This window comes from Rathayibacter sp. AY1A4, assembly GCF_002930955.1.
In the GTDB taxonomy this organism is placed as follows: domain Bacteria; phylum Actinomycetota; class Actinomycetes; order Actinomycetales; family Microbacteriaceae; genus Rathayibacter.
The window spans coordinates 37,728-50,124 of sequence record NZ_PSTN01000024.1; the positions used below are offsets into that span (position 1 = coordinate 37,728).

Genomic DNA, 12,397 nt, shown 5'->3' on the forward strand with positions numbered 1-12,397 from the left:
GCCTTTCGTCGGGACCTCCGACGCTACGTCGGGGCGCGCGCGGGGGCACCCGCTTGACAGCCCGGCCGGGGGAGGGCGGCGTGCAGGGTCGACGTACTACCCTGGGTCGACGGTCGCACCGGGGGGCGCGGCACACCCGCCGCCGACCGCGAGGAGGACCCGTGGCATCCCACCGGACAGGCGACACCCGCATCGTCGGGTCGACGGTCGACGGCCGGTACACGATCGAGGAGCTCATCGGCCGCGGCGGCATGGCCACGGTCTACCGGGCGCGAGACGGCGTCCTCGGCCGCTCCGTCGCGCTGAAGATGTTCGCCCCCGGCATCGACGACGCGCAGGACCTGCAGCGCAAGGCGTCCGAGATCCGGCTGCTCGCGGCCCTCAACCACCCCGCCCTCGTCACCCTCTACGACGCGCACGACGGCGGCGACGACACCAACGGCCAGGCCTACATGGTGATGGAGCTCGCCGAGGGCCCGAGCCTGTCCGAGCGGCTCGCCGAGGGCCCGGTCGCGCCGAACGACGTCGCCTCGATGGCGGGCGACCTCGGCGAGGCCCTGCACACGGTCCACGCGGCCGGAGTCGTGCACCGCGACGTGAAGCCGTCGAACGTGCTGCTCGTCCCGAGCCCGCTGACGAGCCGCGAGTTCCGCCCGAAGCTGGCCGACTTCGGCATCGCCTCCCTCATCGACGCGACGCGGATCACCGCGCCCGGCACCCTCATCGGCACCGCCGCCTACCTCAGCCCCGAGCAGGCGCACGGCGACCCGGTCACCTCGGCGAGCGACATCTACTCCCTCGGCCTGGTGCTCCTGGAGTCGCTGACCGGCCGCCGCCCGTTCACGGGCTCGGCGATCGAGGTCACGCTCGCCCGTCTGCTCCGCGACCCCGAGGTGTCGGAGTCGCTCGGCAGCGGCTGGACCTCGCTCCTGACCGCGATGACGCGGCGCGAGCCCGGCGAGCGTCCCGCCGCGCTGCAGGTGGCGGAGTCGGCGCGCCGCCTGATCGATCCGCGGCGCGACTCCCCGCCGGCGGCCATCGTCGTCCCCGACGTCCCCGCCACCCGGGTGATGTCGACGGAGCCGCTCGCCGAGACCGAGCCGATCACGCGGACGGAGGCGCTCGATCCGACCCGCCGGCTCGCGGCCGACGCGTACCCGGCCACGGAGGCGATCGCTCCGACGCAGCGCTTCACCGCGACCGAGCGGATCGCTCCGGCACCGCGGATCGCTCCGGCGCCGCAGACCGCTCCGGCGCCGCGCACGGCTCCGCTCCACCCCGCGGCCGCCCCTCCGCAGCGCCGCGGCCCGAGCCCGTGGCTGATCGTGCTGGTGCTCGCGCTGGTCGCGGTCGCCGTCGGGCTCGCGATCATCCTGATCGACGGTCCCCAGTCGCCACTGCCGCAGGTGGACGGCGAGCTGGGCGACCACCTCCGTCAGCTGCGCGAGAGCATCCGCTCGTGAGGGGCCTCCGACTGCGCGCCGCCGGCGCCGTGCTCGCCTCGGTCCTGCTGCTGAGCGGATGCTCCTCCGCGCCGCAGGGCATCGACGAGGGCACCGCCCAGACCCTCGACGACGCGGTGGTGGCCGTCGCCGAGAAGGCCTCGGCCGACGACTACCAGGGCGCTCTCACCGAGCTCGCCTCGCTGCAGTCGGCGCTCGACGCCGCGCTCGCCGAGGACTCCGTCAGCTCCGACCGCGCAGCGACGGTGCAGGCGCAGGTTGACGTCGTCCGCGCCGACCTCGAGGCCCTGATCGCGGGAGCCCCGGAGCCGGCGCCGGCCGAGACGACCGCCCCGGCTCCCGAGGAGACGACCCCGGTCGAGGAGGAGCCGGAGGACACGCCGGCCCCCGTCGAGACCGAGGACGACCCCGCCCCCTCGCCCGAGGAGTCGGAGCCGGAGGAGACGCCGACCGAGCCGGAGGAGCCCGCGGAGGAGACCCCGGCCGCTCCCGGCGAGGACGCTCCGGGGAACAGCGGGGACGCTCCGGGGAACAGCGGCGACGCACCCGGGAACAGCGGGAACGCTCCCGGCAACGGCAACGGCAACGCGGGCGGCAACGGCAACGGCAACGCGGGCGGCAACGGCAACGGCCCCGGCGCTCGCGGTGCGGCGACCGGGGTCGGCGCCCCCGCGGGCAGCGGTGCCGCGCCCGGGGCCGCGAAGGGCCCCGGCGGCCGCTAGAGCGCTACTCCTGCGTCGAGAGCACGGCGAACGCGGCGTCGAGCTCGACGTCCACGTCCGTGCCGTCCTCGCGGGTGACCTCCACCTCGAAGGCGTGGCCGGCGTCGTCGCTGCGCTCGGCCTCGGTGACGGTCCCGGAGCCGACGGCGCCCAGCGCCGCCTCGCTCGCGCGGGCGAGGTCGTCGCCGGTGAGGTCGTCCGGGTCCACGGCGGCCGCGGTCGGGTCACCGGCAGGCACGCCGTCGTCGCCGGAGCCGGCCTGGAGAGCGCGGTCGTCGGGGTCCACGGACACGACGGCGAAGGAGTCGTCGAGGCGCACCTCGTACTCGAGGCCGGCGCGGTCGGTCAGGTCCAGCTCGTAGCCGGTGGCGCCGTCGTCGTCGCGCTCGGCCGAGGTGACGGTCCCGCCGCCGATCTCGGCGAGCGCGGCCTCGCTCGCGCGGTCCAGGTCGCTGCCGGTGAGGGAGTCGGACCCCTCGAAGCCGTCGGTCGCGGCGTAGGCGATGCCCGTCCCGGCTCCGATCAGCACGACCGCTCCGGCGATCCCGGCGATGATCTTCGTCTTCTTCTGCACGATGGCTCCGTCCCGGCGCCGCTCGTCGACGCCTCCAGCACTCTCGCGGTCGGGCGCTGAAGCAGGCCTGAAGCGCCCGCTCAGCGGACGAGCGGCACCCGCACCTCGACCCGGGCGCCGCCCAGCGCCGAGTCGCCGACGACGACCCGTCCGCCGTGGGCCCGGGCGATCCCGGCGACGATCGCCAGGCCGAGGCCCGACCCTCCGGCGTCGCGCGCCCGGCCCTCGTCGAGGCGGACGAAGCGCTCGAGCACCCGCTCGCACTCCGCCGCCGGGATCCCCGGCCCGTCGTCGTCCACCGCGAGCACCGCCTCCGCTCCGTCGATCCGGGTCGAGAGCGCCAGCTGCGAGGAGCGGTGCCGCACCGCGTTGTCGACCAGGTTCCGCAGCGCCCGCGAGAGCAGGGCCTCGTCGGCCACCGCCTGCACGGGCGAGATCCCGCTCGCGTCGACCCGGGCTCCGGAGTCGCGCAGGCGCCGCACCTCGCCGAGGGCGAGGTCGTCGAGGTCCACGGGAGCCGCCGCCACGGCCAGGCGCGCCTCGTCCGCCCGGGCGAGCAGCAGCAGGCCCTCGATCAGCCCGCCGAGCCGCACCGACTCCTCCGCGACCGTCCTCGCCAGCCGGGCGGAGTCGAGCCGGTCCGGGTGCGCGAGCGCCACCTCCGCGGTCTGGCGCAGCGCCGCGACGGGGGAGCGCAGCTCGTGCGAGGCGTCCGAGACGAAGCGCCGCTGCCGCTCCTGCCCGCTCTGCAGCCGATCGAGCATCCGGTTGAGGGTGTGCGCCAGCCGGTCGACCTCGTCGCCGGAGCCGGGAGCGGCGATCCGGCGGTCCAGGGCGGAGGAGGTGACCGCCTCGGCCTCCTCGCGCATCCGCTCCACGGGGCGCAGCGCCCGGCCGACGACGACGGCGCACACCACCGCCACCAGCGCGATCAGCAGCGGGACGGCGACCGCGAGCAGCCCGATCGTCGTGGACACCGCCTCCTCGCGGCCCTCGTCGGGCACGCCGACCACGACGAGGGAGTCGTCGTCGAGCTCGCGGGCGGCGACCACCACCGCCCCCTCGTCGTCCACGTCGACCGTGACCGGGTCGTCGCTCTCGGCCAGCGCGAGCGGAGGGAGGTCCTCCGCGTCCTCGCCCGCGGCTGTCACCCGCCCGTCGACCACGAGCTGGACCAGTCCCTCCGAGCCGCGGACGGCCTCCGGGCCGCCCTGCTCGACCAGCGCCGCGACCCGCTCCGCCTCGGCGTCGGCGGCGGAGGCGGCGCTCGAGGCGAGCACGGAGGAGAGGACCAGGACGAAGAGCACGCTCCCGAGGAGCGCGGCGGCGGCCACCACGGCGGTCGCGGCCGCGGTGATGCGGGTCCGCAGGCTCCGGCGGCTCACCCGGCCACCAGCGTGTAGCCCGCCCCGCGCCGGGTGCGGAGGGTGTCGCGGCCGAAGGGCCGGTCGATCTTGTTGCGCAGGGTGCGGACGTAGACCTCGACGATGTTCGGGTCGCCGTCGTAGTCGAAGTCCCAGACGGCTCCGAGGACGTCGCGTTTCGAGACGACCTCGCCCGCCCGCGAGACGAAGTACTCGAGGACGCTGAACTCGCGCGCGGTCAGCGGCACGGCGACTCCGCCCCGCTCGACGCTCCGGGACGCCGGATCCAGCACGAGATCGCCGACGACGCGCACCGTGGGCCGCTCGGCGGCTCCGCGGCGGATGAGGGCGCGCAGCCGCGCGACGAGCACCGGGAACGAGAACGGCTTGGTGAGGTAGTCGTCGGCGCCGGTGTCGAGGGCCTCGACCTGGTCGAGGTCGCCGTCCTTCGCGGTGAGCATCAGGATCGGAGTCCAGTCCTCGGCGGCGCGCAGCCGCTCGCAGACGCGGAAGCCGCTGACGTCCGGGAGCATCAGGTCGAGGACGATGGCGGCGTAGTCGGCCTCCTGCGCGTACCAGAGGGCGTCGGTGCCGGTGGTGGCGGTGTCCACGGCGAAGCCCTCGGCCTCCAGGCCCGTCTCGAGGGCGCGGAGCAGGTTGATCTCGTCGTCGACGACCAGGATGCGGATGGCGGCCTCCCCGGGCTCGGCGCGCGGGGGCCCGTGCGAGCCCAGGCTAGCCGCGGCCCCGCTGAAGCCCGCCTGAAGCGCCGGCGGACCACCGCGTCCCGCCGAGGCGCCGGCTCCCCGCCGGGACACCGGCCGGAGCGCGGTGTCCCGGCGGGACGCGCGGCGCCCGGGCGCGGGTCACTCGTCGCGGTCGGTGTACTCGCCCTCGCCCTCGGCGGAGGTGCCCGCGGCGCTGGTGTCGACGTAGCTGCCCTTGTCGGCGGTGCTCTGCTCGTTGACCGAGGTGTCGACGTAGCTGCCCTCGGCCTCGCCGGCGGTGTGCGAGACGCCCTCCGTCGAGGTGTACTCGCCGCCCTCGGTGTCCTCGGTGCTCGTGCCCTCGGCGACGTGACGGCCGTGGCCGGCGGTGTGCTCGTCGTGACCCTCGTGGTGGTCGTGGTGCTCGTGACCCTCGTGGTGCTCGTTGTCGTGGTCGTGGTGGGCCATGGCGGCCTCCTCGCTTCGTCGCGTCGGTGCGCGGTCGGATCGGCCGCGCTCGCTCCGAGACTTCTGCATCGGGGGCGGGGGTGCAAGACGTGGCGGCTGCACATCCGTGCCGCGCAACTCCTACCGGTGCCGGATCCGCCCGCCTAGCCTCCGAGGATGAGCAGACCCCCTCGCACCCGCTGGAGCGTCATCGGCCAGCTCGGACCGGCCTTCGACGACGGCGGTCCGATGCTGCTGGTCGAGGCCCGATCGGCGTTCGGGCGCCGCCCGATGCACCGCGCCAAGGCGCAGCTGCTGCTGTCGGCGCTCCGCCACCGCGCCCGCGAGCTCGGGGACCGCGCCGAGTACGTCCGCTCCGAGACCTTCGGCGAGGCCCTCGCCGGGCGCGACGACCTCGAGGTGATCGACCCGCCGACCCGCGGCGGCCGCCGCCTCGCCCGCAGGCTCGGCATGAGCGTCCTGCCCAGCCGCGGCTTCATCACGGCCGAGGAGGACTTCCGCGAGTGGGCGCTCTCCCGCTCGGGCAGGCGCCTGCTGCTGGAGGACTTCTACCGGTGGAGCCGCGAGCGCACCGGCGTGCTGATGCGCGGCGACCAGCCCGAGGGCGGCCGCTGGAACTACGACCACGACAACCGCCAGCCTCCGCCCAAGGGCGCCTCCCGGCTCGGCCTGCCCGATCCGTGGTGGCCGGAGGAGGACGACATCGACGAGGAGGTGCGCGCCGACCTCGCGCGCTGGGAGGCCGAGGGGGCGGTCCGCCTGGTCGGCGCCGACGGTCCGCGCCGCTTCGCCGCGACGCCCGCCGAGGCCGAAGCGGCGCTCGCCGACTTCGTGTCGTCGCGCCTGGGCGACTTCGGGACCTACGAGGACGCGATGCTCTCGGGCGACTGGACGATGGCGCACTCGCTGCTCAGCGCCCCGATGAACCTCGGCGTGCTCGATCCGCGGACGGTCGTCGAGGCGGCCGAGGCGGAGTACGCCGCCGGGGGCGCGCCGATCGCGGCGACGGAGGGGTTCGTCCGCCAGATCCTCGGCTGGCGCGACTACGTCTGGAACCTGTTCTGGCACCTCGGGCCGGAGTACCGGAACCGCAGCCGTGCGCTCGGCGCCTCCACACCGCTGCCCGCGGAGCTGCTCGCTCTCGACCCGAGCGGCATCGAGGCGAACTGCCTGCACGAGACTCTCGACGACGTGCACCGGCACGGCTGGGCGCACCACATCCAGCGCCTGATGGTGCTCGGCAACTGGGGACTGCAGCGGGGGTGGGATCCGGCGGAGCTCAACGACTGGTTCGTGGACGTCTTCGTCGACGGCACGGAGTGGGTGATGCCGGCGAACGTGATCGGGATGTCCCAGCACGCCGACGGCGGCGTCGTCGCGACGAAGCCGTACGCCTCGGGCGGCGCCTACATCAACCGGATGTCCGACTACTGCGGCGGCTGCCGCTTCGACCCGAAGGTGCGCCTGGGCGAGAACGCCTGCCCGGTGACCGCCGGGTACTGGGCCTTCCTCGACCGGGCCGAGCCGGTCCTCCGCGGCAACCACCGGATGGCCCAGCCCCTCGCGGGCCTGCGCCGCCTCGCGGACCGCGAAGCGGTGGTCGACCAGGAGCGCCTGCGCGAGACGTACTGACGCGGGGCCGGCGGCACGCCCGCCGCTACTCCGCGCGCACGAAGCGCGACACGGTGACCGCGACCGTCACCGCGGTCGTCCCCTCCACCGCCGCGAGCCGCGCGTCCAGCGCCGCGGGATCCACGTGGTGGGCACTCGGCCCCATCAGCACCTCGGCGCGCAGCTCGTCGACGCTCATCAGCACCGTCGTGTCCAGCTCGGTGCGCTCCTCGAGCGCGAACCCCGCCAGCTGCTCGTCGAGCCGCTCCGCCTTGCCGGCGTCGATGCCGAGCATCCCGAACCGCTCGCGGATCTCGTGCAGGTGCCTCTCGCGCGGAGTGACGACGACGGCGACGCCGCCCGGACGGAGCACCCGCCGCATCTCCGGGGCGTTCCGCGGCGCGAAGACGGTGAGCAGCGCGTCGGCGGAGGCGTCGGCCAGCGGGAGGGGCTGCCAGAGGTCGGCGGTCGCGATCGCCGCCCGGGGGTGCGCGCGGGCGGCGCGGCGGGCGGCCGGGGCCGAGAGGTCCAGGCCCAGCCCGTCCGCCGCCGGACGCGCCTCGAGCACGGCCGCGAGGTACGCCCCGGTGCCGCAGCCGAGGTCGACCACGAGCCGCGCGCCGGCGGGGACGGCCGCGGCGACCGCGTCCTGGATCACCCGGTAGTGGCCGGAGCCGAGCAGGTCGGCGCGGGCCTGCACCATCGCCGCGGTGTCGCCCGAGGTCGCGTGCCTCCCGCGCAGCAGCGAGGCGTAGCCCTGGCGCGCGAGGTCGGCGCTGTGCCCGAGGGGGCAGCGGAGCGAGGAGGGGCGGGGCAGCGCATCGGGGGCGAGCGCGCCGCCGCAGACGGGGCAGGCGAGGGCGGGCAGCACCGTCGATCCGGGTCGGGCGGCCGGATCGAACGCGCTCACTCCGCTCCGGGCGCGCGCGCCCGCATGGCGGTGACCGCCGCGTTCAGCGTCGCGATGGTCGGCACCGCGAACAGCGCCCCGGCGAGCCCGGCCACCTCGAGCCCGGTCGCGACTCCGAGCACCACGGCGAGCGGATGCACCTTCACGGCGGTCCCGAGGATGAGCGGCTGCAGCACGTGCCCCTCGAGCAGGTGCACCAGGATCACGACGCCGACCATCACCAGCGCGGCGACGGGCCCGCTGAACAGCAGAGCGACCAGTGCGGCGAGCGCACCGGTCACGATCGCACCGAGGATCGGGACGAACGAGCCGAGGAACACCACGATCGCGATCGGCACGACGAGCGGCAGCTGCAGCGCGAGCGCGCCGATGCCGATGCCGACGGCGTTGATCCCGGCGACGCCGAGCTGCGCGATCACGAACTGGCTGAGGGTCCGCCAGCCGGCGGCGCCGCCGCGCTCCATCGCGGGGCGCGCGCGGCGGGGGAGGAGGCGGAGGAACCAGTGCCAGATCCGGCGGCCGTCGAGGAGCAGGAAGATCAGCGAGAACAGGGTGAGGAGGGTTCCGGCGAAGACCTCGGCCAGCTGGGAGCCGACGGCGAGGGCCCCGGACGCGATCGTCGACGCCTGCGCGTCGGCCCAGTCGACCGCGCGCTGCGCCCAGTCCGAGAGCTGGACGTCCGAGAACGACAGCGGCGGGCTCCGCAGCCACGCCTCGACGCCGTCGACCGCGTCGAGAGCGCGCTGCCCCACTCCGCTGAAGCCGGAGCGGGACTGCACGATCACCAGCCCGACGAGGCCGGTCAGCAGGAGGAGCATCAGGACGATCGAGACCAGGACCGCGAGCGGGCGGGGGAGCCGCAGGCGCTCGAGCCGGTTCCGCAGCGGGGTGAGGAGCGCGGTGAGCAGCAGCGCGATCAGCACCGGCACGACGATCACGGGCAGCAGCGAGACGAGGCGCACGAGGAGGTAGAGGAGCCCGGCGACGGCGAGGAAGCGCCACGACCAGGCGGCGGCGATCCGCATCCCGGTCGAGACGTCGCCCGAGGCGTCGTCCGGCGAGTCCGCGAGGGCCGGAGCCGGGACCGCTGCCGGGGGAGCGGCGGCCGCAGGCGGGGTCGTCGCCGTGCCGTGCCGCTCGTCGCGCGCTCGCCGTCCCCGCATGACCCCTCCGATCCTCTCGCAGTGTACGGCGGAGCGGCCGTCCGGGACCGGGAGGGAGCCCGGGGGTGCCCCGCCTGGACGGATCGGGGGGCCGGATGCGCTGGCAGCGGCTCGTCCGGCGGGCGGAACGCGCCGGATCGCGCCGTCTCCGCCCCGTTCCCCGCCTCGGCCGCGGGAGGCCGGTCCGCGCCGGTAGCGTCGCGCGGGTCGATGCCGAGCGAGGAGGGCGACGGATGCTGGAGGCGGTTCTCGCGATCGCCGCGTGGTGCGCGGGCGCGGTGCTCGTCGTCAGCGGTGCCCTGAAGCTCGGCCGCGCGGAGCGGTTCCGGGCGAGCCTCGAGGCGCTCGGGGTCACCCTCCTCCTCCGTCGCCGCGGCTGGTTCGCGGCCGCCTTCCCCGCCGTCGAGATCGCGCTGGGCGCCGCGGTGGTGCTGGCGCCCGCTCCGGCGCACCGTGCCGCCCTCGTGCCGGTGGCGCTCCTCGACGCCGTGTTCCTCGTCGTCGCCGTCCGCGCGGTCCGCGCGACGGAGGACGTCGACTGCGAGTGCTTCGGCGGGCTGGGCTCGGCGCGGATGACCGGACGCACCGTCGCGAGGAACGCGGTGCTGCTCGCGCTCGCGGTCGCCGGGGCCCTCGGCGGGCTCGCTCCGGCCGCGCTGCTCGGCGGCGGCGGTGCCTCGGCGGCGGCGTCCGGGCTCGCCGCCGCTCTCGCCGCGGTCTCGCTCGTGCTGGTGCGCGACCGCCGTGCGGCGTCGACGGCCGCTCGCGTCCGGGCGGCCGCCCGCCTGTCCGCAGCCGACAGGGAGTCCGCGCCGGGGCGCGCGCCCGAGGGCGACCTCTCGGCCGCCGACCTCGCGTTCGTCACGGTGGCCGGCGAGCTCCTGACGCTTGAGGAGCTGTCCCACCCGGCGACGCACCTCGTCTTCTTCTCGCCCTCGTGCGCCGCCTGCCACGAGCTCGTCGAGCGCTTCCGCTGGTGGCCCCACGGCCTGCGCCCGGGCGAGGAGCTGCTGCCCGTCCTCCTCGGCAGCCGCGAGGACTTCGCGGTGCACGCCGTCTACGGGCCGCTCGTCGACCACGCCCTCTACGATCCGGAGGGCCGCGTCGCCGCCGTCCTCGGCCGAGCGGGGACGCCGGGCCACGTGCTGCTCACGCCCGAGCGTCCGCTCGGCGACGGCTGGACCTCGGGAGCCGTGTCGATCGAGGCGCGCGTGCTCCGGCCCGGATTCCTCGCCGAGCTGCAGGCGGGCGGCCAGGACCCGGCGCCGGCGGCGGGTGGCGCGGTACCGGCGGGGTGACGACGGCCGGCGGGCGGAGCGGTGCCGCCGGGCTCACGACGAACGACCGACGGCGGCCGGGCTCAGCGGCGCTCGAACTCGCCGGACATCGAGCCGTGCACGGGGTGGGCGGGATCGTCACCGACGGCGCGGGAGGGATCGTCGATCTCGACGGCGCGGGACGGGGCCTCCTCGTCGCTCGCGTCGAGGCCGAAGCCGTCCTCGAGCAGCTCCTGGGCGATGCGGCTCGAGAGGCCGCTCCTCTCGCCCGGTCCGGGGTCGCTCTCCGGGTCGACGGGGGCGGCGAACGCCTGCTCGAGTCCGGACGCCGGCATCCCGGCGTCGTCGATCGAGTCGGCTCGTCCGTCGGAGGGTCCTCGTGCAGGTCTCGGCATGCGCCCGAGCGTAGAGGACGGGCCCCCGGAGGTCGACGCTCCGTCGCGCACTGCCGGGCCGCCTGCGCGCCGGGTCAGTCGTGCAGCGACCAGGAGTGGGGAGCGACCTGGACGCCGCCGACGGTCGCCGTCTCGTCGTCGATGTTCAGCGCGAGCCGCGCGGTGCGTCCCTCCGGGCCCTCCGCCACGAGCATCACGGCGGTGTTGGAGAGGTCGACCGTGCGGGTGCTCGCGCCGACCAGCCACGGGTTCCGTCGGCGGAACGCGACGACCTCCTGGTGGGCCCGGTAGGCCTCCCCGCCCGGCCACTCGGCGGGATCGGCCGGGAACTCCGGGCGGATCGCGTCGTCGCCGCCGATCCGCTCCTCCTTGACGCCGCGCAGGCCCCGCTCGTCGCCGGAGTAGATGCTCGGCACGCCTGCGACGAAGCCGAGGATCGCCGTGGCGTGGCCGTGGTGGCGCTCGTCGCTGACGGCGCTGGCGATCCGGGTCACGTCGTGGTTGCCGACGAAGGTCAGGGGCAGGAACTCGCGGACGAAGTCGTCGTGGCGCTTCAGGGACCAGGCCAGCTCGAAGAGGTTCGCCTCCTCGAGGGAGTTGCGGACGGCCTTCCAGAGCTCGTACTGCGTGACCGAGTCGAGCCCCGACTCCCGCACGTAGCCGGTGTAGTCGCCGTGGATGACCTCGCCGACGAACCACGCGTCGGGGAAGCGCTGCCGCACCGGGTCGATCGCCGCGTGCCAGGCCGCCGGCGCGACCGCGTACGCCGCGTCGAGCCGCCAGCCGTCGATGCCCCGCTCGAGCCAGTGCGCGAGCACGGAGGACACGTGCTCCGCGACCTCGGGGTTCCCGTTGTCGAGCTCGACCAGAGCGTCGTGCCCCTCGAACACGTCGACGCGGAGGCCGTCGACTTCCTGCGACCGCTCGCTGCGGGAGAAGCGCGCCGCCTCGGGGGAGCCCTCGCCGGCCGCGACGGCGGCACGCCACCAGGGGTGCTCCCGTCCCACGTGATTGAAGACCCCGTCGAGCAGCACCCGGATCCCGCGCTCGCGGCACGCGGCGATCAGCGCGTCGAGGTCTGCCTCGTCGCCGAGGCGGGGATCGATCCGGAAGTGGTCGACCGTGTCGTAGCCGTGGGTGGAGGAGGCGAAGACCGGCCCGAGCAGCAGCCCGTTGCAGCCCAGCGCCAGCAGGTCGTCGAGCCAGGGGAGCAGGGCGCGGAGGCGGTGCTGCGGCTCGTCGTCCGGACCCGGACCCTCCGAGGCGCTCGCCTCGGCGCCCGTGAAGCCGAGCGGGTAGACGTGCCACCAGATCGCCGTCGAGATCCAACCGTCCGTCTGAGCCATCGTGGCCGTCCTCCCGGCCCGCTCGGGCGCGGGCCGCCGTCACTGTAGCGAGGCGGGCTGGACCGGAGCCGCGCCCGCTCACGGGCCGGGCCGCAGGGCGGTGATCCAGGCCAGCACGGCCAGGCCCGCCCGCACGGAGGCGGGTGCCGTGACGGAGCAGACGAGCAGTGCGAGAGCCGCGCAGGCGAGCCCGGCCACCGCGCTCCTCCGCTCGCCCGCCCACCGCAGCGCCCGCACGGACGCGATCACCGCGGCGACCGCCACGGCGACGGCGGGGAGGGCCCAGAGCGGATGCACGGAGGACGCGAGCGCGAGCAGGCCCAGCGCGAGCGCCGCGAGCCCGGGCTCGTACGGTCTGCGGGCGGGAGGGTGCCGTCGGGGAGGGCGGGGGAGGGCC

Annotated in this window: 13 protein-coding genes; 4 read left to right on the top strand and 9 right to left on the bottom strand. The window is 75.8% G+C overall.

The window, feature by feature from the left end:
- The first annotated feature begins 161 nt into the window (after nt 1-161).
- Complete coding sequence (locus C5B92_RS13560; protein WP_104350490.1) at nt 162-1,463, top strand: serine/threonine-protein kinase; 1,302 nt, start codon at nt 162-164, stop codon at nt 1,461-1,463.
- Nucleotides 1,460-2,185, top strand: a complete 726-nt coding sequence (locus tag C5B92_RS13565; protein ID WP_104274540.1) for a hypothetical protein — start codon at nt 1,460-1,462, stop codon at nt 2,183-2,185. Before C5B92_RS13560 ends, C5B92_RS13565 begins: the two co-directional genes overlap by 4 nt.
- A 4-nt stretch (nt 2,186-2,189) precedes the next feature.
- Here C5B92_RS13565 and C5B92_RS13570 read toward each other — a convergent pair whose 3' ends face one another.
- The 4 genes from C5B92_RS13570 to C5B92_RS17385 all read right to left on the bottom strand — a co-directional run bounded on the left by C5B92_RS13570 (nt 2,190) and on the right by C5B92_RS17385 (nt 5,298).
- Nucleotides 2,190-2,759, bottom strand: coding sequence for a PepSY domain-containing protein (locus C5B92_RS13570; RefSeq protein ID WP_104274541.1), 570 nt, complete (start codon nt 2,757-2,759; stop codon nt 2,190-2,192).
- Nucleotides 2,760-2,839: 80 nt separating this feature from the next.
- Complete coding sequence (locus tag C5B92_RS13575; RefSeq protein WP_104274542.1) at nt 2,840-4,144, bottom strand: cell wall metabolism sensor histidine kinase WalK; 1,305 nt, start codon at nt 4,142-4,144, stop codon at nt 2,840-2,842.
- Nucleotides 4,141-4,812, bottom strand: coding sequence for a response regulator transcription factor (locus C5B92_RS13580; RefSeq protein WP_104222956.1), 672 nt, complete (start codon nt 4,810-4,812; stop codon nt 4,141-4,143). Before C5B92_RS13580 ends, C5B92_RS13575 begins: the two co-directional genes overlap by 4 nt.
- A 177-nt stretch (nt 4,813-4,989) precedes the next feature.
- Nucleotides 4,990-5,298, bottom strand: coding sequence for a hypothetical protein (locus C5B92_RS17385; RefSeq protein WP_181027115.1), 309 nt, complete (start codon nt 5,296-5,298; stop codon nt 4,990-4,992).
- Nucleotides 5,299-5,454: 156 nt separating this feature from the next.
- Between C5B92_RS17385 and C5B92_RS13590 the strand changes: the two genes are divergently transcribed.
- Nucleotides 5,455-6,930 carry a cryptochrome/photolyase family protein gene (locus C5B92_RS13590; RefSeq protein ID WP_104350491.1) on the top strand — a complete coding sequence of 492 codons (1,476 nt, stop codon included), beginning with the start codon at nt 5,455-5,457 and terminating at the stop codon, nt 6,928-6,930.
- A 25-nt stretch (nt 6,931-6,955) separates the two neighbouring features.
- Here the strand turns inward: C5B92_RS13590 and C5B92_RS13595 are convergent, their stop codons facing one another.
- Nucleotides 6,956-7,819: a methyltransferase domain-containing protein gene (locus C5B92_RS13595; protein ID WP_104274544.1), complete on the bottom strand. Its 864-nt coding sequence runs from the start codon at nt 7,817-7,819 to the stop codon at nt 6,956-6,958.
- On the bottom strand, nt 7,816-8,982 hold the full coding sequence (locus C5B92_RS13600) for an AI-2E family transporter (protein ID WP_104274545.1): 1,167 nt from the start codon (nt 8,980-8,982) through the stop codon (nt 7,816-7,818). The genes C5B92_RS13595 and C5B92_RS13600 overlap by 4 nt, the downstream gene beginning before the upstream one ends.
- A gap of 233 nt (nt 8,983-9,215) precedes the next feature.
- Here C5B92_RS13600 and C5B92_RS13605 point away from each other — a divergent pair, with 233 nt between their 5' ends.
- Nucleotides 9,216-10,280, top strand: coding sequence for a MauE/DoxX family redox-associated membrane protein (locus C5B92_RS13605; protein ID WP_104274546.1), 1,065 nt, complete (start codon nt 9,216-9,218; stop codon nt 10,278-10,280).
- A gap of 62 nt (nt 10,281-10,342) precedes the next feature.
- On the opposite strand, the gene C5B92_RS13610 is transcribed toward C5B92_RS13605, so the two are convergent.
- The 3 genes from C5B92_RS13610 to C5B92_RS17390 form a co-directional block, all read right to left on the bottom strand.
- Nucleotides 10,343-10,654: a hypothetical protein gene (locus tag C5B92_RS13610; protein WP_146078496.1), complete on the bottom strand. Its 312-nt coding sequence runs from the start codon at nt 10,652-10,654 to the stop codon at nt 10,343-10,345.
- Nucleotides 10,655-10,728: 74 nt separating this feature from the next.
- Nucleotides 10,729-12,000 carry an alpha-amylase family glycosyl hydrolase gene (locus tag C5B92_RS13615; protein ID WP_104256455.1) on the bottom strand — a complete coding sequence of 424 codons (1,272 nt, stop codon included), beginning with the start codon at nt 11,998-12,000 and terminating at the stop codon, nt 10,729-10,731.
- A 78-nt stretch (nt 12,001-12,078) separates the two neighbouring features.
- A partial coding sequence (locus C5B92_RS17390; RefSeq protein ID WP_219814354.1) for a hypothetical protein occupies nt 12,079-12,397 on the bottom strand: 319 nt, incomplete at its 5' end.